A 19,476-nucleotide genomic window follows, 5' to 3' on the forward strand; every position below is an offset into this window, starting at 1 on the left:
GATCATAACGCCGCAAATCATCCCTCCCATCACGTTTTCGGTCCGCCGCCAAGCGTGGCTGCAAACACCTCCTGCAGCCGCCTGGTAAACTCCGCCGCGCCTTCATCCGGCGGGCTCGCGAGGGGCTCTCCCAGCGTGATGCGCATGCGGATTTTTTTGTCCGGAAGCTGCCACAGCGGCCAGCCTTTGGAGAGGTAGTCGCTGTTGGTCTCGATGAACACCGGCCAAACGGGGGCGCTTGATTGCGTGGCGATGATGCCCAGCCCGCCCTGAAGAGAATTGATGCAGGTCTCCTCTTTGCGCGTGCGGGTGCCTTCCGGGAAAAACAGCAGCCTGTCTCCCTGGCGCAGCGCCTCGATGGAATGCTGCAGCATCTTGTGCGCGGGCTTGTTGGGAATAAAGCCCGCCAGCTTGGCGCCGCCCCGCAGAAACGGGTTGTGCATCAGCGACGCCTTCAAAATGCAGCGCAGGCCATGGACCTTGGACAGGATGAAGACCGCGTCCCACAGCGCCGGATGATTCGGCGCGATGATCAGGCCGCCTTTGACATCGCGCAGCGCCTCAAAGCCGATGTATTCGCATTCATACACACCGCAGGCCCGTAGGCACGCCAGGAAGAGGCGGAAGGCCATGCTCAGCAGCCACTGGCCCAGGGCGCGGGATTTTTCCACCGGCAGCACCGGCACCAGCAGCGCCCCGGCCAGCACAAACAGCAGGCCGCCCACAGCCCAGTAGGCCATGCTCAGCAGCAGTACGACTGCATGCCACATCTGCATCAGCAGACGACAGATCAGCGGCGCCGCTGAGACGCATCTTGGCGATTGCTCTGTCAGTGAATCTTGAATAATAAGGCCGTAGAATGCCATCTTCCCCCGACCTAGTTCAAGCGCTTTCCTCCCTGCCGCACGGTTCGGAGTTTCGCTTCATCGACGAGCTTGTGGAGCTCATCCCGGGAATCTCCGCCAAAGGGGTGTGGCAGCTCAAAGGAAATGAGGAGTTTCTCCGCGGCCATTTTCCCGGTTCACCGCTCATGCCCGGCGTGCTGATGATCGAGGCGCTGGCCCAGCTCGGCGGCATCCTCATTCAAACCCGCCCCGCGGAGGCTCCGCTGAAAAATCTCCGCCTCACGGCGGTGCGCCAGATCAAAATCCTCGGCAGCATCATCCCAGGTCAGTCGATCCATGTAAGCGGTACACTCCAGGGCATGCTGGACACCCTCGGACAGGTCAGCGGCGAAATCCGCGATGACACGGGCAATGTCATCCTCACAGGGGCCGTCACGCTAGCCGGGGAGCGCTGATTACTTCGGCAGCCGCAGCAGGAAGCACGCGCCGTCTTTGTGCGTGACGTCCAGCATGATCGCCCCGCCCAGCGCCGCGGCCAGTCTGCGGCACAGCGCCAGGCCCAGCCCCACGCCAGGCGCCGAATGCGCCGCCTGGTCCGCGCTTTTGTGAAAGGGGTGGAAAATCCGCCGCCGCTCCTCGCGGGAGATGCCGCCGCCGTGGTCGCGCACCCGCAGCATGGCAAATTTTCCGCTGGTGTCTGCTTCAAGATGGATCACCGGCTCGGCCGAGCGCGGTGCGGCGTATTTGCAGGCGTTGTCCACCAGGTTGAAGAGAATTTGCTCCACCGCGGCCGCGTCCACGTGCAGCCGTGTTTTGCGGTCAGCATCGCTGGCCTGCAGGCGCACGGTCATTCCGCAGGCGTCCGCACGCTGCTGGAGCCGCGGCAGAATGCGGTCCAGCAGATCGCCGATGGTGACGGTCTCGGCCCGCGCCTTCGCGCTGCCGCGTTCCAGCCGCGCATAGGCCAGCACATTTTCCACGAGATGGCTCAGCCGTCCCGCCTCTCCGGTCAGCGTGTCCAGATACGTTTTCCGCTGCGCTTCATCCGTCACCATGCCATCCGCCAGCATTTCCGAGTAGAGGCGGAAGGTGGTCAGCGGTGTCCGCAGCTCATGTGTGACTGCGGAGACGAAGTCCGCGCGCCGCTCGCTCAGCGCCACCGTGCCAAACAGCACCAGCCCCACCGCCACGGCGGCCAGCAGCACGCAGGCCAGAGCGATGCCGAGCGACCTGCGCAGCGGCGTCCAGAAGGGAAGGGGTGGCAGTTGGATCGCCCCCGGGACCAGCCGCACCGGCAGCGTGGCAAAGCGCAGCGGATCGTCCTCCGGGCGCGCGCCCGCAGTCGCGTTTGTCGCAGGCTCCAGTCTGGCATCGGGAAACAGGTCCGTGATCTCCCGCAGCAGGGATTCGCGGAGCGCGGGCCAGTCCAGCCACACGCCCTGCACCATGCGCACACCATCCACCAGGGCCTCGCGGGTCAGCATCAGGTTGCCGTCCAGCCAGACTCCCTGAAAAGGCCGCGAGCTGTTCGTGGAGGCGGCGCTCTTGAGAGCGGGCGCTGGTGGCTGCGGCGCTCCGGCAAAAGGATCGGCCGGTGCCATGCCGCCGGCTGAAGGCACGGCGGCCAGCGAATTCGCGGCAGCGCCCGCCACTGGCTCCTTCGCGGCGGGCAGCGAGGCGGCCGGTAGGGCCGGTGTCTGCACTGGAGCCTGACCAGATGAGGAGATGCCCGAGGCCGTTCTGCTGGTGGTCGTGGACGTTTCCGGCTCCTTCTCTTTTTTCAAAGCCTTGGCCGGGGCGGGCTTGGCCTCCCCCTCCTTCTCGCTATTTAGCGCCAGGGTGCCCGCCCCCTGCTTCAGTTTGATTGCGCCCTGTTGCTTGATCGACTCCTCCGCCTGCAGATTCACCGCCCGGCTGCGGGAGAGGTTTTCAGTGTTGTTCAGAGCCATCTGCTGGGTGGTCACCTTGTCCTGCTGGGCGTTCCACGCGGGATTGCGTGGGAGATTGGCATCATTCCCGGTCTCGGCGGCTTTCGAATCATCAAAATCAAACCGGGCCACGCAGGCCATCTCAGCCAGGAGCTGCCGGTTGAGCATGGGGGGGGAGGACGGAGCAGCGGCCGCCGCACGGGCGTTGGGGTGGGGCCGGGCTTCGCGCGGAGTCTGCGGCTTGATCCCATGGACCGGCCTGGCAAGGAGCTCGCGCAGGCCGCTCAGGCGTTGCTCGCTGCGGGTGAGGTCGTCTCCATTGATATACTGCGCCAGCGCCAGCGTGCGTTCGCCGTTCTGCGGCACCTGCGGGGAAAAAACCTGCCCGCGGGAGTCCACCTGGAAATGCAGCAGCACATTCTCGGGCACTTCCGCCAGCAGCGGGGAGGGCACCAGCACCTCTCCTTTCGCCACATTGCCATAGGTCTTGTTCACCAGCCCCTCCGGCGCATGAAACGGCCGGAAATCATACGGTGGCCGGGCATTCTCGCGGATCATGAGCGCGCTCGCCTGGAAGTCGAGCCGCCACAGCGCCAGCCGCACACGTTCCTGCTGGTCCGCTTCACGCGCGGCCATTTCCCGCCCTTTCTCCAGCGCCAGCGTGTTCCAGCTCACCCACGCCATCGCCGCGAGCAGCAGCCCGAGGCAGGCGATGAAGGTGACCCAGATATGGAGGGGTTTGCGCATGAAATGTTGAAATCAGGCGAGCTGGTAGCCCTTTCCCCGCACCGTGACGATCACACGCGGCGCTTCGGCGTCATCCCGCAGCTTGTGGCGCAGATTCGCGATGTGCATGTCCACCGTGCGCGTCTCCGTCTGCTTGTTTTCGATGTGCCACACGCGTTGCAGCAGCTCCTCCCGCGACACCGCCCTGCCTCGGTTCAAAGCCAGGTATCGCAGCACATCCCGCTCGCGCTCGGAAAGCTCCGCGCTCTCGCCATTGTCAAAGCGCGCCACGCTCTGCCCGAAGTCAATCGTCGCCGCGGTGAGCGTCAGCGTCTCGCTCACCGGCTGTCTTTCCGGGGCGCGCCGCAGCACCGCCTCCACCCGTGCCAGCAGCTCGCGCACGCTGAAGGGCTTCACCACATAGTCATCAGCCCCCAGCCGCAGGCCGCGCACACGGTCGTTCTCCTCTCCTCGTGCGGAGAGGATGATCACCGGCGTGCCGGGCCGCTCGCGCCTCAGCGCCTTCAGAATGTCAAAACCGCTCGCATGCGGCAGCACCAGGTCCAGCAGCATGAGGTCAAACGTCGAGCCCAGCGCCAGCTTCATGCCCTTCTCACCATCCCCCGCCTCCAGGGTCATGTGTCCGGCAAACTTGAGCGCATCCAGAACGCCGCGCCGGATCGCGGCGTCATCTTCAACAACGAGAATGGTGGAGGGCATGAGGTAATTTCGAGGGTGGGTCGGGAGAATGCACGCCTAAAATCATGCCGCTGCCCCTGCCACGTGTCTGTAAACGGCTTGTAAAGCGGGCGGCCATTGGCCTGTTCGGCGCCACCATTGTGATGACACAGCGCTTTTTTCGTCTGGATGCGAAGCTTATTCTTCCTCCCACACGATGCCCTTCTTTTCCGCCTGCGTCCGCAGCGCCTTGCTCATCGCCGTGTCCAGCGTGTCCGTCGTGGCGGCCTCTTTTTTCTTCGCGGCCACATAGGCCTCGCGCTCCTTGTTCAGCGCCAGCACCTTCCTCTGGATCTCCTCGCGCTCGGCGGTCTTCTTTTCCAGGTAGGCCTTGCGCTCCTCCAGGCTCATCTTCTTCATCTCCTCGGGAAGATCGGCCTCCTTGACCTTCGCGATGTCAAAATCCTTCTGCTTGCACGCGTCCACCAGGTCCCAGGCGCTGTTGCAGTAGTTGGCGCTGGATTTCGTGAGGACGCGCTGCACCTGCGCTCCAGACTCCGCCTTCGCGGCGGCATTGTCATCCTGCGCAATCTGCCGCGCCTTGGCGGCCGGCGCCGCGCTGCCGTAGTTGACGTAGGTGCTGTTGAGCTGCTCGTTGAGCTTCACGATCTCCTTGTCCTGCGGCGCTTCGACATGAACGATCGCCTGGTTCTGGTCGATCACCAGATACTTCCCGTCCGCCAGCAGCGCGCCTTCGTTCCAGTGCTCCGCGATCCCCTGCGCCTCGCTGCCGCAGTGAATCGTGTTCACGATGATCCCCTTCGCGATGGCGCTCTGGCAGCTCTTCTTGGAATCCACCGGTCCCTGGGTGAACGGCTCGTTCCCCGCGATGAAGATGGCCTTGTACACCTTCGGGTTCGCATCCCACGCCAGGTCCTTCGTCGCACGCTGGATCACGGCGCCACAGTACTCCTCCCCGCCGTTCGTTGTCAGCGCAAACAGCTCCTCGGACACCTTGTCCAGATCGCGCGTCAGCGGCTGGATCTGCCGGATCCAGTTCTCCTCCGCACGCAACGAGGACTTGCCGTATTCATACAGCGCCACCTGCACCACGGGTGTTTTGCCGCCTTGTTTCGCGGAAATGAATTCATTCACCAGCTTCCAGAGCTGCGTCTTCGCCTGCTCGATCAGGCCGCTCATGCTGCTGCTTGTGTCCAGCAGCACGGCGATCTGCACCAGAGGAGCGTCTGAAGCCGGTTCGACTTTCGTGACTTCCACCACCGGTGTGGGCGGCTGCACGTCTTTGGCATGGGCAAGGCACGCGGTCAAAGCCGCGGCCAGAACAATGTGTTGTGTTTTCATGGATATTCGTTGGGTTGAGTGAGTTGACGAAAAAAATCAGCGGATCAGCACCAGCTCTCCGCGGTGCTCCACCAGCAGTTCCCCGCGCAGGGCCAGCAGTCCCTGCCGGTTGTCGGCCGCGAGTTCATCGACCAGCCGGCCAAACTCCGCGCTGCCGATCTCCACGGTGCGGTCCGGCCCGCGCCCGGCCTTCGCCGCGCTCGCATCCATCCAGCGGTTGCCCTTGTTAAAGAGCGCTCCGGCCTGGCACTGCTGCACGCTGGTGATTTCGACCGCCTGCATCTTCTCATCCAGGAAGCGGTTGCGCACATTGAGCTGCTTGGACTCCACGCCCTTTTTCAGATTGTCCTGCTGCGACACCGCCGCCGGCCCGCTGCGCGTTTTCATCGCCTTGTTTCCGTAGTTGTCCGCCGCCTTCGCACTCGCCGGCACCGCCGCCAGGGAGGTTCCTTCTTCAGCCAGGAAGGCCGTGTATTCAGTCAGAATGCCAAACTGCGTGGACAGCCGCACGATCTCATTGACAAGCTCGGTCGTGTTTCCCGTTCCGCCGTCCGCGCCCATGTCGCGAATTGCCTCGCTCAGCACCGCGATCTTGTTGCTCGCCCACAGCCGCGCCACAAAGGCGTTTGCCGTGCTCGCCTTGTCCAGGTTGAACGTGAAGTCGAACTTCCGTTCTCCCTCCGTCCCTGCGCCGGTGAGCAGAAAATGCAGAGGCGCTTCTCCGCGATACTCGCCGGAGAGCAAAATCTGCTCTCCCTGAAACACATCCGGAAGCGGCGAAGGGATCAGATCGTTCACACGATTTGGCTCGTCCACCCTCACGGTGGGCTTGGTGAGAAGCGGGCCGCGCAGGCGGTCAAACACCCGTGCCACCTTCACCTCCACATCCTCCCTCGGCAGCACAAACTCCGCGCTGGCCCGTGTCTCGCGGGCGATGCGTGCGAGCAGCGGCGTGTTCACATCCACGCCCACGCCAAAGGTGAAGACCCGCCGCTGGTGGGGATTTCCCTTCGCCACCGCCTCGCGGATCGCCTTCTCCGAGGTCTGGCCGATCGTCGGCAGCCCGTCCGTCAGAAACAGGACGATTGGCAGCATCCCCTCCAGCGGCTTCTGCCGCAGCGCCTCCACCACCGAGTCATGGATGTTCGTCCCGCCGCTCACGCGCAGCGCGTTGATGTACTCGCGCCCCTGCCTCGTGGTCTTTGCAGTTTTGATCACCGGTTCTGCGGCAAACATTTCGACCGCTTCATTATAGACGATGAGGTTGAATCCCTCGCCTTCGTCCAGCCCCTCGATCACCTGCAAGGCCGCCGCCTTCACCTGGTCAAGCTTCGGCCCTGCCATGCTGCCGCTGCGGTCGATCACCAGCGTCACCTCCCTCAGCATCGGCCTGGCATCCGCCCTGGGCCTTGGGGGGGCAATCATGAGGAGGAAATAGCCGCCGCCTGTTTTGGGGTCGGGGTAGGCCAGCAGCGAGGCGGTCATCTCATCCTTCGTCTCCCGCAGCAGAGACACGCGGAAGGCCCCCGGGTCCTTGGTTTCGCAGGAGAGGCTCGCTTCGTGGTCGCCAGGCTGTTTGACCGCGATTTCATGGCTGGGCGAATAAAGCGAGGCGATGCGTGCAGTGGATTTGAGACGCATGGAGAGGCGCCACGGCACCGCGTATTCCACTGCTTCCGAGCGCGGCAGCACGTAGTCCAGCCGGGCGCCGTCGGCCTCCAGAAGCTGCTCATAAGTCACGCGGACTTTCTGGGTGCCATTGGCCGGCACTGGAAAGACACTGGATTTGACCACGGCATCGCCAACAAACTCCAGCAGGGCCGGATCGCGCGTCTGGGCCACGATGCTGTCGTAAATGCGTCGTGCTTCCTCTCGTGGCAGCAGCCTGGCCGTGCCCTCCGCGCTGCCGCCCTCAAATGCGAAGGCCTTCAGCACCGCCCCGCCTGGCACGGGTACCAGCAGCTCGGACTCCTGCGGACGGCCTGTCGGGTTGCGCAGGGAGATGTCGAGGGTGGTGGTGGCGATTTGATCCGCGATGTCGATGCGGGCCTCCACCTGGGTCACCTGCACCGGCTGGGCGTGAATGGTGCGGGAGCTGGGGGAAATCCAGACCTGGGGGCGGGATTCCTGCGCCATCAGGGGTGCGGCGAGAACCAGGGCACAAAGGAGCGTCTTCATGCACCACGGTGTTCCTGGTGGCAGGGGGTGTCTGTAAACGCCCGGTAAAAGGGCCGGGGGATGAAAAACGCCCTGAGCGGCCATAGAAACCGTATCTGGAAGGGGGACTGCAAACTCGAACTCCCCCTTGCCAAGCGGGGAAGTCCCCCCATATTCGCGCCCCCTCTTATGGACATCTTCATTGGAATTCTCACCGCAGTCGAAGTCATCGTCTGCCTTCTGCTCATTCTCGTCGTGCTCATGCAGCGCCCACGTCAGGAAGGTCTCGGCGCCTCCTTCGGCGATGCCGCCGCCAGCCAGGTCTGGGGTGCGCAAACCACGAACGTGCTGCAGAAGTTTACGGTCTATCTGGCCATCGCTCTCTTTGGCATCACCATTTTGCTGGCGGTGCTGGTGAGCCGCCACCAGACCGGCAGCAAGAGCAAGCCGATCTTTGGCGAACCCAAGGCTGAGCCTGCGGTCCCTGCTGCTGCTGCGGCGGCTGCCCCCGCGCTTTCGCCCGAAGAACAGGCCAAGGCGAAGATGACGGAAAAGCTTCAGGAGTCCGTGAAGGCAAAGGACCAGGCCAAGGCAGGCGAAGCCGCCAAGACGACCGCTCCTGCTGCCAATACGGCGAAGCCGGCTCCTGCGACCACCCCTGCTCCTGCCACGACACCCGCCCCTGCGGCGAAACCGGCTCCGGCACCTGCCACCACCCCGGCACCTGCTCCTGCGAAGCCCGCTCCGGCGCCAGCTCCCGCTCCGGCGCCAGCTCCCGCTGCGACCCCAGCACCGGTCACCACCCCCGCTCCGGCGTCTGCGCCTGCCACCACTCCTCCGGCGCCGGCCCCTGCGGCAACGCAGGCTCCTGCTGCTCCGGCACCTGCGCCAGCGAACCAGCCGAAGTAAGCGGTTCGTCAGTTTTAAATCTCATCACGAAGGGCACGACGAGAGTCGTGCCCTTCGTTTTGGGAAGGGGGCGGAGCATGTGCATTTCTGATAGTGTGCCGTGCGAAAACGGACTTCCCATCATGCGTTGGTTCTGCCTACCATTGTTCCAACCATGAAACGCTTCCTCCTCCTGCTCGCGCTTGCGTCGTCCTGCCTCATCGTGCATCCCACTGGCGCGGCGGAGCCGCTACGGGTTTTCATCCGGTCGGGGCCGAAGTCGCATGGGCCGGGGGCGCATGATCATCCTTCTTTTCTGCGGGACTGGGTGCCGCTGCTGAATGAGCGTGGGGCGAAGGCGACGGGTGGCGATGCTTTTCCGACCAAGGAGCAGCTGGATGCAACGGATGTCCTCATCCTGCATCTGGACAGCGGGGGGGACATCAAGATCGGGCAGGAGAGGAAGGATCTGATGGAGTTTCTCCAGCGTGGGGGCGGCATTGTGACGATCCATGCGGCGTCGGTGTCGAAGGATCATGACTGGTTCAAGGGCATCATTGGGGGGTCGTGGCACCATGGGCAGACGAAATGGCGGGAGGGGCCGATGCATTTGTACTTCACGGACCATGAGAATCCGATCACTTTGAATGTGTCGAATTTCGCAATGGATGACGAAATTTACTACGACATGGACGTACTGCCGGAGTGCCGGATTTTGGCGGGGGCTTACACCCCGAAAGCGGCGGGGGCGCGGAATGAAAAGGCGGCGAAACGGGCGGCGGAAATCACCAAGGGGGGCAAGGAGGTGAGCATTTATGACATCCAGCCGCAGATCTGGACTTATGAGAAGGACAACTACCGGTCGTTTGTGTGCATTCCGGGGCACTACTATGCGAACTTCAGCCGGCCGAATTTCCGGGCGCTGCTGCTGAGGGGGATCGCGTGGGCGGGGAAGAGGGAGAATGTGGATGAGCTGTGCAGGCCGGAGGAGCTGGGGGACAATTTGAGGTATGTGGAGGGCGGGCCGACGCGGCCGGAGAAGGCGGCGGAGAAGATCGAGGTGCATCCGGAGTTTGATCTTTCGCTGGTGGCCAGCGAGCCGCTGATCAACAAGGTCATGAATGTGGACTGGGACGAGAAGGGGCGGCTGTGGGTGTGCGAAACGCCGGAGTATCCGAATGGGAGGCGTGAGCTGAATGTGGAGAAGTGGAAGGACAGCGGCTCATGGACGAAAAAGTACGACCGTGATCCGACGGACCGGATTTCCATTCTCACGGACACGAATGGTGACGGGGTGATGGACAAGAAGCATGTGTTTGCGGACAAGCTGGAGCTGGTCACGAGCTTCTGTTTTTATAAGAAAGGGGTGATTGCGTGCGCCGCGCCGGACATCTGGTATCTTGAGGACACGGATGGTGATGAGGTGGCGGACAAGCGCACGGTGCTTTACACGGGGCTCGGAACCGGGGACACGCATGCGGTGATCAACAACCTGCGCTGGGGACTGGACGGGTGGGTGTATGCCACGCACGGGTACAGCTCAGGGCATGTGGTCTCGCCAGACGGGAAGAAGGACTTTGGGACGGATGGCAGCGGGGTGGTGAGGTTCAGGCCGGATGGCAGCGCGTTTGAGCAGTATTCTTCGCGCGGGGGCAACACGTGGGGGCTGGACATCACGTGGGACGGGCAGGTGTTTTTCACGCAGCCGACGAGCGGCACGGTGTTTTTCCATGTGGTACTGCCGGAGTATGTGCTGGCGAAGGGGAAGGTTCCGGGGACGACGAGCTGGAACGGGATGGTGACGCATCAGAAGACCTATCCGGCGATGTCGTGGCCGGAGCAGGCGTATGTGCAGATTGATCTGGTAGGCGAGTTCACCGCAGCGGCGGGCTGTGCGATCTATGAAGGCGGCGCGTGGCCGAAGAAGTGGGACTATAGCTATTTTACCACCGAGCCGACGCTGAACATCGTGCATCATGAGTTTGTGGAGAAGGATGGCGTGACGTACAAGGCGCACAAGGAGGCGGGGCGCGAGGAGACGGAGTTCATGCGCAGCAAGGACCTGTGGTTCCGGCCGATCGAGACGCGGGTGGGGCCGGACGGGGCGCTGTATGTGGTGGATTTTTATAATCAGGCGGTGATTCACAATGACACGCGCGGGCCGCTTCATGGCCCGGCGAATGCGGCGGTGAGGCCTGACCGCGACCACTACTTTGGCCGCATCTGGAAGGTGCAGCACAAGAAGGCGAAGAAGCTGGAGGTGGCGCAGCTCGACAAGAAGGAGGCCAAGGGGCTCGTGGGAGCGATTTTGCACAATGACAACGGGCCGACGGCGCAGCAGGCGTGGAGGCTGCTGCGTGAAAATTTTGGCTTCGACAAGCTGTGGGATGTCCAGAAAGCCAAGGACTTTTATGCCTCCGAAGAGGAACGGTCTGAACAAGGCAAAGCAGACTTCCGGCAGAGCAACTGGCTGCACGCTCATTTTGCGACAGCCAATTACTGGGCGGAGCGTACGCCAACGATTGATGGCACCCCGGTAACACCGGCGACCGAAGCCGAGTATGTCACGCACATCACCAAAAGCCTGCGTGACGCCCAGCCCGAAACGCCCGAGGAATGGTTCAAGGCGCTCTCCGCGGTGAGCCGGTATGAGGCGGGCAGGGCTTTGATCGTGGAGCGCTTCGCTCAGGCAGAGAATGATTGGATGCGTTCAGCAGCGATTGCGGCCGCGGCTGATCATGCTGACGAGGTCATCATCAAGGTGCTTGCGGCACCAGGCAAAGCGGAGGCGCTGGTCCATGCGTTGATTCCGTCTGCCAAGTCGCCGGAGAAACTGGTCATCGCGTGCGCGGATGCCAAGGCTGACGCGCTGAAAATCATCATTCTCCAGGGCATCGCGCAGCAGTCGAATGTGACACCGGCGCTCACGCCAGAGCTGACGACGGCTTTGAAGAAGCTTCTTGCACAGCCTGCGCTGGCGGCTGCGGCGCTGCCGCTGGTGGTGAAGTGGGACAAGGCGGGGGCGCTGGCTGGTGAAGTGAAAGCACAGGTTGCCAGCCTTTCGGCCAAGCTGGAGGACAAGGCGGCGGCGATTTCTGACCGCGTGGGCGCGGCGAAAGCGCTTGTCGGTATCGGTGGTGAGGCTGGCGAGCAGGCGGTGAAGGTTCTTGCCAATGCCGAGACGCCCGCCGCCCTGCAGGCGGCGATCATTGCGGCCGTGGATGAGGGGGGGAATGCTGGTGATCTGGTGGCGGGCCTGAACGGGCTGAAGCCCGAACTACGAACGAAGGCGTTTGATGCGATTTTGAAGCGGCCGGAGGCGGCGCTGGCGCTGCTGAGTGAAATTGAGAAGGGGAAGATGGATCCGAAGGAGATCGGGCCGGGGAATGTTTCGCGGCTGAGGACGCATCCGAACAAGCAGGTGGCGGCGCGGGCGAATGCGATGATCGACAAGCTGAATCCGAATGCGAAGGCGAAGAATGAGACGATCGCGCAGTTTACGCCGGTGGTGGAGCAGCCGGGCAATGTGGAGAAGGGGAAGATGCTTTTCACGGCGGCGTGCGCGGTGTGCCACCGGCTGGGAGACATTGGCAAGGATGTGGCGCCGCCGCTGGTGGGGATGGGGGCGCATGGGCCGGCGGAGCTGCTGGTGCATGTGATCGACCCGAACCGTGAGGTGGACCCGAGCTTCTGGGCGTGGAATGTGACGACGAAGAAGGGGGAGACTTTTGCGGGTGTGATCGCGAGCGAGAACCAGGCGAGCCTGACGCTGCGGAATCAGGGCGGTGATTTTGAGATCAAGAAGGCGGACATCGCCACGCGGGAAAACACGCGGCGGAGTTTGATGCCTGAAGGCCTTGAGGCTTTGGGTGCGGAGAACATTCGTGACATCCTGGCCTTCATCTGCGGCGGGGAGCAGAAGTTCCGGGTGGTGGATCTGCGCGAGGCGTATACGGCGGACTCACGGCGCGGGTTGTTTGCGCGTGAGGAGGCCACGAACGACACGGTGCATTTTTCGAAGTTTGGCAATGTGACGGCGGACCAGGTGCCGTGGTTCATTATGGACCCGGCGAAGTCGGCGACGGGAGCCAATCTGATCGTGCTGAAAGGCGGCGGCAATGGCAACGCGGCGAGTCAGAACCCGCAGAAGGTGGAGATCGCGATGCACACGGCGGCGAAGCAGATTCATCTGCTCAGCGGCATCGCGGGCTGGGGATACCCGGCGACGAAGGATGACCGGGTGGCGATGAAGGTGACGGTGAACCACAGCGCGGGAGCGCCGGAGGTGTTTGAGCTGAAGAACGGCGAGGCCTTTGCGGACTACAACCGTGAGATCGAGGTGCCTGGCAGCGCGTTTGTGGAGGGTGTGGTGAACAAGGGCCAACTGCGGCGTATCACGCTGCCGATTGCGAATGCGGCGCCGATCACGAAGCTGGTGCTGGAGAGCCTGGACAACGGCGTGACGGCGGTGGTGGCTGCGATCACGGCGGACATCACGGGGGAAGGGCCGAAGCCGGTGAAGGCGGAAGCTGCCGGTGCGGCTGCGGCGGACAATGAGCCTGGCAAGCTGCCGTGGAAGCGCCCCAGGGCCTGGGAAGGAAATGCGCGATTCTCGGGCGCTGAAACGGGGCCCAAGGAAGGGGGCAAGGGCGACGGGCCGCTGGCGGCTGCGACGCCGGTGAACTGGGAGGCCGGGAAGACGAAGGTGCTCGTCATTGGCGGCGGGTCTTCGCACAACTTTGCGAAGTTCTTTGGCGAGACAGATGTGGCGACGCTGAAGGGGGCGGGTTTCTCCGTGCATTACACGGAGGACCGGGATCAGGCGACAGAGCAACTGGCGATCGCGGATGTGGCGGTGATCAGTGTGAACCGGAAGTTTTTTGACACGGCGGCGTATCGCAAGGCGCTGATGGATTTCGCGGCGGCGGGGAAGGGGATCATCATGCTGCATCCCGGGACGTGGTATGGCTTTGGCGGATGGCCGGAGTTGAACGCGCAGATCGTGGGCGGCGGGGCGCGGGGGCATGACAAGATTCATCCGTTTGATGTGAAGGCGGTGAAGGCGGAGCACGCCATCATGGCGGGCGTGCCTGCTAGCTTCACGGTGGAGGACGAGCTGTACTATGTGAACGCGGAGCCGGAGAAGATTCCGGAGGGGACGGCGAAGATCACCGTTTTGGCGGAGACGAGCCCGAGCGAGAAGTATAAGGCGGGGCATCCGAGCGTGTGGATCACGGAGCATCCGAAGGCGAAGATCGTGGGGATCGCGCTGGGGCATGATGCGCGGGTGCATGATCTGAAGCCGTTTCAGCAGATTTTGACGAATGCGGTGAAGTGGGCGAGCGGCAAAAATTGATCCGCCATGTCACCTTGGAGGCGATTTTGCAAAATGTTCGCGTGGGCGGGTTATGCCTGCTCGATTGCTGTCTGCCTGTCAGCCGTGTTCAGACCCGACCATGGCATCTGGGTCGGTTTTTATGCGCTGCATCTCGTTGTGTTCATCCCATTTGTCGCGGCTGTCCGAGCCTTGCATGAGATTAACGGAACTGGCGTGGTCTGGCTTGAGGATTGGCAGACGTTGCGAGTGCTGCTTCCTGCCAGACTGAAGCGTTTGTTCACCGGAACCGCCTTGTTTGCCGCCCTAGTTATCGGTCATGTCATCTACCAAGACCTCATTTTGAAATCCCATGAGCCGGGCTTCCAAGGCCCGAAAAGCATGCCCTTAGAATGGAAGACTTGGATTACCCCGGTCTCGCCGCGTGGCTTTGTGTCCTACAGTGCCATCTGGGCAGTGTTCTTCGTGGTCTCAGCCTGCCTTTTGACCATGCGCGAAAACTGGCGTGGTCCAGAAAGCCCGCGCAGACGCTCCTGACGGGCGGGAAGCAGGGGAGTGTGGAAGCGGAGGGTGGTTGATGCGCGGAGCACCTCGAGGGACGGGGTGCTGGGGATCCTTCTTCGCCAAGGCTTCGAAGGACTGAGGTTGGAAACTGAGAACTGAGAACTGAAAATTTTAAATTGCCGGAGGTGATGGGGGCGGGGCCACAGGGCAGGGTGGTGATGGGAGGTGCGGATGATCAGGAGGTTTGTGTCACCGCTATGCGGTTCCCCGGGGTGTGAGGGGGAATGGGGCAGGTGACCGGGGGCTGGCACCGCCGGCTACGGTTGTGCCAGCCCTACGGGCTTTCGGAGGCGGGGAGGGAGGCTTGGGTACCAGGGAGTGGTATGATCCTGTGGTGGCCGGGGGCTGTGGGGTTTGCGGGAGAGCTGGTCGACAGGAGTGCCTATCGTGCTTTTCCGGAGGGGTGTGTTTTATTGAGGCTTGCCCAACAGGCTGACACGAATGGTGAGGCTGGAGCCGGGGCGTGATGTGTGGCGGAGGCACAAGTTCTCCCGCGGCGAAATAGCCGGGAGATGCTTCTGGAAGACGGGGCGCGTGAAGCAGATGATGGGTTCGCCTCCCGGAGTGGCTGCCAAAACCCAGGGTCGCCTCGCTGAGGCTCGGCTGACCCTGGGCTATAATACGCAGCCCTTTCAGGGCTGGTGTGTGGCGGGAGCGGAGTGGCGAAAGATAACAACACCCATGTTACGATTCACCGTCGATCAGACACTTCAGATATTCGGCAAAGTTGGGAAACTGGCATTCATCATTTCCCGCCTACGAGAGGATTTCGGGCTCGCTGTCGTCATCAGCGTCGAGCGGCCAAATCAGATCAATTTCCTCATGCTGTTCGGGATACAAACCGAACAAGGATATTCTGGATGGGGGTATCTGAACGAGGGGTGAATCGGTCCATATCTCAGGACTTGCGCGGATTTGTTCCAAGATGTCTGGGTCCCGCAGGGCAGTCTCCATTTGCCTTAGCCCCAGCCACTCATTACCACCGTCAGCATTTTTCCAGGAGCCAGCGTATTCGAAGCGAGCTCTGAGATATGGGGTGATCTTCCGGTAGTGACCAGGCTGCAAGGTCGGTATTTTCGAACTTGGCTCTTTCTCTGGCGGCTCAACAACTTGGTAAACAGGAGGGAAAAGTGGATGCGGCCTGGTCAGGCGGCTTTCATTGATTCTTTGAATGCTGCCAGCATGTCATGAATGTTCATCGCTTTTACCTCCAGCTTATGTTTGCACCCGCTCTTTTGCGGAATGTCATATGCGAGTGTTTTGCGAAAGCTACTTGTGAATGCTGGGTGGATGAGGGCTTCTCGCATACCTTCGGCATGCGACTCTGATAGGTGACGTGTATTTTTCGAGGTCCGGTGGTTCTCGCTCGCAAAGCCTCGTTTCACCACCGGCTCATCTCTCTGCTCCCTGCCGGGAGCCTGACCGAATCAAGCGGAGTGAGTGAAGGCTGGTGGGGATGGGGATTGTTAGCTGGCCGCAGGGGGGCGCCATTTTTCGCAGTGGTGGCGAGAAGCCAGGCTGGGAGACAATCAGGCTGCCAAGGAGAGCTGGTAAAAGATTGGGCGGTAAAAGATTTCTGAGGCGGAGATTTGGACTGCAGGTTCATTCGCCGGGAGATGAACGCGGAGATATGATTGTGGAGGGAATCTCGGTGGGCTTTGGATCTGCGTTGACCGTCGTGCTGGCGAAACCATTTTCCGCTCCCGCCTTTGGGTGTTTTGTGGAATGAGAGGGCAGGCTGGCACGTCGAAAGCGGTAGCTGCGTTCGTGCCTCACTGCGCGACCGCACTCCAAATGGGGCGGCTGCTTCGGCGTGGTTGATGTGGCGAATCTGCTTCGATCAGACCTTGAGGAAGATCTGCTTTTTGTGGAGCCACTGGGCGGTGGCGAGCATGAGGGCGAAGGTCATGGCGGCGGGGAGCCAGTCGTAGGGGGGCGGGGTGGTGAAGAGGAGGCGCTCGCTGAGGGAGCGGAAGAAGCCGAGGCCGGAGGCGAGGTAGAGGGCGATGGGGTTGGCGCCGACCCAGAGGAAGGGGGCGAGGCCGCGGCGCCAGTGGAGGACATCGACAATGAAGTAAAAGGAGCCGAGGAGGATGGCGCTCCATCCGGCGGCGACGAGCACGAAGCTGGAGGACCAGATTTTTTTGATGACGGGGAAGAAGGGATGCCAGGCCCAGCCGAGGGCGAGCATGAGGAGGCCGGCGATGATGAGGGCGCCGGCTTTGCGTGAGGGAGCTGCGGTGCTGGTGAGCCACTTTCCGGTGAGGAGGCCGAGGAGTGCGGTGGCGATGGCGGGAAGGGTGCTGAGGATGCCTTCGGGATCGTGGTCGCCATCGTATTTGCGGCCGGGGAGCCAGAGGCTGTCGAGGTGGTTGGTGAGGTTCATGCCTTCGTCGAAGTTTCCGGCGCTGATGCCGATGCCGGGGCCGGGGACGGGGACGGGGACGAAGCGCAGGAGGAGGAAGTAGCCGATGAGGAGGGCGGCGGTGGTGAGGGTGAGGGCGCGGGTGCCGAGCCAGAGGGAGAAGATGCCGGCGGCGGCGGAGGCGATGCCGATGCGCTGGAGGACGCCGAGCCAGCGGATTTGATCCCAACCGTTTTTGAGGCCGCCGGAGTAGATGATGCCGAGGAGGATGAGGATGGCGGCGCGGGCGAGGAGGTGGCGCACTGCCGAACCACGTCCGGAACGCGCGACGCGGCGTGGGAGGGCGATGGCGAGGGAGACGCCGGCGAGAAAGAGAAAGAGGGGGAAGATGAGATCGTAGAAGCGGAAGCCGGCCCAGGCGGCGTGGGTGAACTGGAGTGTGATGTCTGGAACTAGCGAGGAGGTGGGAAAGGCGCGGGTGAGGAGCTTGGTGAGGAGGGAGGAGAGGCCGAGGATCCAGCACATGTCGAAGCCGCGGAGGGCGTCGAGGGAGAGGAGGCGTGGTGCGGAGAGGGAATGCGGGGACTCAGGCATGGTGCTGGATGCTAGATGCTAGATGCTAGATGCTAGATGCTGGATGCTGGATGCTGGATGCTGGATGCTGGATGGTGGATGGTGGATGGTGGATGGTGGATGGTGGATGGTGGATGGTGGATGCTAGGGCGCGGTCAGGGTGGGAGCTGATTTTGCGTCGTGGGTGAGGCGGATTGTAAAGTGGGAACTGAAAACTGAGAATTGTAAATTGGCTGGAGATGTGGGGGGCTTGGGTGGCGAGGGGCATGGGGGCGGCTATGTGGTGCGGGGTGAGGTGTGTTGCGGGGCGGGTGGGTCGAGGACGAGTTCGAGTAGGAGGACGAGGACGAGGACGAGGACGAGGACGATTGAGGGGAGAGGACGAGAGGGCTGTAGAGGGGGGGGGAGGTGGAGAAGGCGTGGGGGTGGCGAGAGCGGCGCTGAAGCGCCGCAGTCCGGGGACGCTGGCGCGCTCGTGGAGGACGCTGGTGCGTTCGTGGGACGAGGGTGAAACATGGGGAGTGTGGCGGCGTTCTTGGGAGATGAAGACGTTGTCTGCTGTTTTGCTGTTGGTGCTGGTGATGGGTTCTTCACTGCGGGCGCAGGAGATTGCGGCGTTTCCGAGGGCGCAGGTGCAGAGTGTGTGGGTGCAGACGGTGTGGGCGGATGGGAAGCACAATGGGTTTCCGGGGATCGCGCGGGTGGGGGATTTTTATTATGTGACGTTTCGCAGCGGGGAGGCGCATGATTCGCCGAGGGCGAAGATCGTGGTGATCCGCGCGGCGGCGAAGGATCTGAAGGCGTGGGAGAAGGTGGCGGAGTTCACGAGGGAGGATGACTGCCGTGATCCGCTGGTGTTTGACAACCGGGGGAAGGTGCAGGTGGTGTTTCACTCGAAGGAGGATTTTTTTTCGCAGTCGGCGGATGGTGTGACGTGGAGCGAGCCGCGGGAGCTGGAGACGGAGTTTGTGCAGCCGAAGGCTGACAGCCGGCTGACGTTTACTTCGCAGCGGCGGTGGTTGTTTCGGATCCGCCAAGGTCCGGATGGAGCCTTTTATAGTCTGGCACGTTGTGGTATTCACGGGAAGGACAGCCGGGGCTCGTTTGGGCTGATCTTGTTCCGGTCTGAGGACGGGGTGAAGTTCAAGGGCATGCACACGTATGGCGAGGGGCCGACGAGCGGGATGAGCCAGGCGGGAGGGTCGGGCTGGGGGCATGAGGCGGATGTGGGGTGGACGCCGGACGGCACGCTGGTGAGCGCGATCCGCAACAGCAACCCGGGCGTGGTGGTGATGGGCCGGGCGCCGCTGGGGCCGTGGAAGGCATTTCAAACGGATGCGTGGAATTTCGGCGGCCCGGCGCTGCACCGGACCAAGGGCGGCGGGATGCTGCTGGCGGCGCGGGCGCTGCCGGAGAAGGAGACGGTGGGCTTTCCGAGTGTGTGCAAGGTGTGGACGGTGACGGCGAACGGGGTGGAGAAGCCGTGGGTGATGCCGAGCGGCGGGGACGGGGCGTACCAGAGCTTTGCGGACGGGGTGGGGAATGAGGAGGTGCTGCTGTGTTATTATTCCTCGCATGAGCATCCGCAGCCGAAGGGGGTGGGGAAGAATCCGGCGAACATTTACCTGGCGCATCTGCGGGTGAGGCATGCGGCGCCGTGAGGGGGAGGCAGCCTGAATTAAACACCGCCCCTCTTCGCTAAAGCTATGGAGGCAGGCCAAGAGATTAGAAGACCGCAGAGAATACCTTCTGAATCAAGGCTCTGGGATTTTGCATTTTCCGCGGGGTGGGTTTGTTCAGTTTTCCCTGGAGAGATGTTTTTAATGAGTCGTGGTATGATGTGGTGGAATGAGTACGGAACAATTTAGAAGGAAGGATGACTGCACCGGTGGTGTGAGGATGGTGATTTTGCAGGTGGTGGAGGCGCCAGGGCGATGATGCGATGAGGGGCCGGAGGTGGAACCGCGGATGATACGGATGGCGGAGGGGGAATTGTGGGGGATTGGAGGACGCTGTTTTTGGCAAAGGAATGAAGTAGCAAGGGAATGGCCGGAG

At 62.5% G+C, this 19,476-nt stretch carries 12 protein-coding genes; 6 read left to right on the plus strand and 6 right to left on the minus strand.

Going from position 1 to position 19,476, the window contains the following annotated elements; genetic code table 11:
* Positions 1 to 29: 29 nt before the first annotated feature.
* Positions 30 to 770, minus strand: a complete 741-nt coding sequence (locus tag ACILSQ_RS08705; protein WP_395743212.1) for a lysophospholipid acyltransferase family protein — start codon at positions 768 to 770, stop codon at positions 30 to 32.
* An 89-nt stretch (positions 771 to 859) separates the two neighbouring features.
* On the opposite strand from ACILSQ_RS08705, the gene ACILSQ_RS08710 reads away from it, so the two are divergent.
* Positions 860 to 1,300, plus strand: a complete 441-nt coding sequence (locus tag ACILSQ_RS08710) for a beta-hydroxyacyl-ACP dehydratase (RefSeq protein ID WP_395743213.1) — start codon at positions 860 to 862, stop codon at positions 1,298 to 1,300.
* Here the strand turns inward: ACILSQ_RS08710 and ACILSQ_RS08715 are convergent, their stop codons facing one another.
* The 4 genes from ACILSQ_RS08715 to ACILSQ_RS08730 all read right to left on the minus strand — a co-directional run bounded on the left by ACILSQ_RS08715 (position 1,301) and on the right by ACILSQ_RS08730 (position 7,717).
* Positions 1,301 to 3,520: a sensor histidine kinase gene (locus tag ACILSQ_RS08715; protein ID WP_395743214.1), complete on the minus strand. Its 2,220-nt coding sequence runs from the start codon at positions 3,518 to 3,520 to the stop codon at positions 1,301 to 1,303.
* A gap of 12 nt (positions 3,521 to 3,532) precedes the next feature.
* On the minus strand, positions 3,533 to 4,219 hold the full coding sequence (locus ACILSQ_RS08720) for a response regulator transcription factor (protein WP_395743215.1): 687 nt from the start codon (positions 4,217 to 4,219) through the stop codon (positions 3,533 to 3,535).
* Between the two features lie 156 nt (positions 4,220 to 4,375).
* Complete coding sequence (locus ACILSQ_RS08725; RefSeq protein WP_395743216.1) at positions 4,376 to 5,539, minus strand: VWA domain-containing protein; 1,164 nt, start codon at positions 5,537 to 5,539, stop codon at positions 4,376 to 4,378.
* A 36-nt stretch (positions 5,540 to 5,575) separates the two neighbouring features.
* Positions 5,576 to 7,717 carry a VIT domain-containing protein gene (locus ACILSQ_RS08730; RefSeq protein ID WP_395743217.1) on the minus strand — a complete coding sequence of 714 codons (2,142 nt, stop codon included), beginning with the start codon at positions 7,715 to 7,717 and terminating at the stop codon, positions 5,576 to 5,578.
* 168 nt (positions 7,718 to 7,885) lie between these two features.
* Here ACILSQ_RS08730 and secG point away from each other — a divergent pair, with 168 nt between their 5' ends.
* From secG to ACILSQ_RS08750, 4 genes are all read left to right on the plus strand, one after another.
* Positions 7,886 to 8,605 carry a preprotein translocase subunit SecG gene (gene secG / locus ACILSQ_RS08735; protein ID WP_395743218.1) on the plus strand — a complete coding sequence of 240 codons (720 nt, stop codon included), beginning with the start codon at positions 7,886 to 7,888 and terminating at the stop codon, positions 8,603 to 8,605.
* A 154-nt stretch (positions 8,606 to 8,759) separates the two neighbouring features.
* Positions 8,760 to 13,940, plus strand: a complete 5,181-nt coding sequence (locus ACILSQ_RS08740; RefSeq protein WP_395743219.1) for a PVC-type heme-binding CxxCH protein — start codon at positions 8,760 to 8,762, stop codon at positions 13,938 to 13,940.
* Positions 13,941 to 13,946: 6 nt separating this feature from the next.
* Positions 13,947 to 14,456 carry a hypothetical protein gene (locus tag ACILSQ_RS08745; RefSeq protein WP_395743220.1) on the plus strand — a complete coding sequence of 170 codons (510 nt, stop codon included), beginning with the start codon at positions 13,947 to 13,949 and terminating at the stop codon, positions 14,454 to 14,456.
* A gap of 591 nt (positions 14,457 to 15,047) precedes the next feature.
* A complete protein-coding gene (locus ACILSQ_RS08750) occupies positions 15,048 to 15,368 on the plus strand; it encodes a hypothetical protein (protein ID WP_395743221.1) in 321 nt (106 codons plus the stop codon).
* 955 nt (positions 15,369 to 16,323) lie between these two features.
* Here the strand turns inward: ACILSQ_RS08750 and ACILSQ_RS08755 are convergent.
* Positions 16,324 to 17,442 carry an acyltransferase family protein gene (locus ACILSQ_RS08755; protein WP_395743222.1) on the minus strand — a complete coding sequence of 373 codons (1,119 nt, stop codon included), beginning with the start codon at positions 17,440 to 17,442 and terminating at the stop codon, positions 16,324 to 16,326.
* 521 nt (positions 17,443 to 17,963) lie between these two features.
* Here ACILSQ_RS08755 and ACILSQ_RS08760 point away from each other — a divergent pair.
* Complete coding sequence (locus tag ACILSQ_RS08760) at positions 17,964 to 19,082, plus strand: sialidase family protein (RefSeq protein WP_395743223.1); 1,119 nt, start codon at positions 17,964 to 17,966, stop codon at positions 19,080 to 19,082.
* Positions 19,083 to 19,476 lie beyond the last annotated feature (394 nt).

Origin of the sequence: Prosthecobacter sp., assembly GCF_044227185.1 — a bacterium.
In the GTDB taxonomy this organism is placed as follows: domain Bacteria; phylum Verrucomicrobiota; class Verrucomicrobiia; order Verrucomicrobiales; family Verrucomicrobiaceae; genus Prosthecobacter.

What these genes read in the sequence shown, in the direction of transcription:
- secG (WP_395743218.1), top strand. Translation starts at nt 7,886, where the DNA reads ATGGACATCTTCATTGGAATTCTCACCGCAGTCGAAGTCATCGTCTGC.
- ACILSQ_RS08715 (WP_395743214.1), bottom strand. Translation starts at nt 3,520, where the DNA reads ATGCGCAAACCCCTCCATATCTGGGTCACCTTCATCGCCTGCCTCGGG.
- ACILSQ_RS08720 (WP_395743215.1), bottom strand. Translation starts at nt 4,219, where the DNA reads ATGCCCTCCACCATTCTCGTTGTTGAAGATGACGCCGCGATCCGGCGC.
- ACILSQ_RS08725 (WP_395743216.1), bottom strand. Translation starts at nt 5,539, where the DNA reads ATGAAAACACAACACATTGTTCTGGCCGCGGCTTTGACCGCGTGCCTT.
- ACILSQ_RS08760 (WP_395743223.1), top strand. Translation starts at nt 17,964, where the DNA reads ATGAAGACGTTGTCTGCTGTTTTGCTGTTGGTGCTGGTGATGGGTTCT.
- ACILSQ_RS08740 (WP_395743219.1), top strand. Translation starts at nt 8,760, where the DNA reads ATGAAACGCTTCCTCCTCCTGCTCGCGCTTGCGTCGTCCTGCCTCATC.
- ACILSQ_RS08745 (WP_395743220.1), top strand. Translation starts at nt 13,947, where the DNA reads ATGTCACCTTGGAGGCGATTTTGCAAAATGTTCGCGTGGGCGGGTTAT.
- ACILSQ_RS08730 (WP_395743217.1), bottom strand. Translation starts at nt 7,717, where the DNA reads ATGAAGACGCTCCTTTGTGCCCTGGTTCTCGCCGCACCCCTGATGGCG.
- ACILSQ_RS08710 (WP_395743213.1), top strand. Translation starts at nt 860, where the DNA reads ATGCCATCTTCCCCCGACCTAGTTCAAGCGCTTTCCTCCCTGCCGCAC.
- ACILSQ_RS08705 (WP_395743212.1), bottom strand. Translation starts at nt 770, where the DNA reads ATGTGGCATGCAGTCGTACTGCTGCTGAGCATGGCCTACTGGGCTGTG.
- ACILSQ_RS08755 (WP_395743222.1), bottom strand. Translation starts at nt 17,442, where the DNA reads ATGCCTGAGTCCCCGCATTCCCTCTCCGCACCACGCCTCCTCTCCCTC.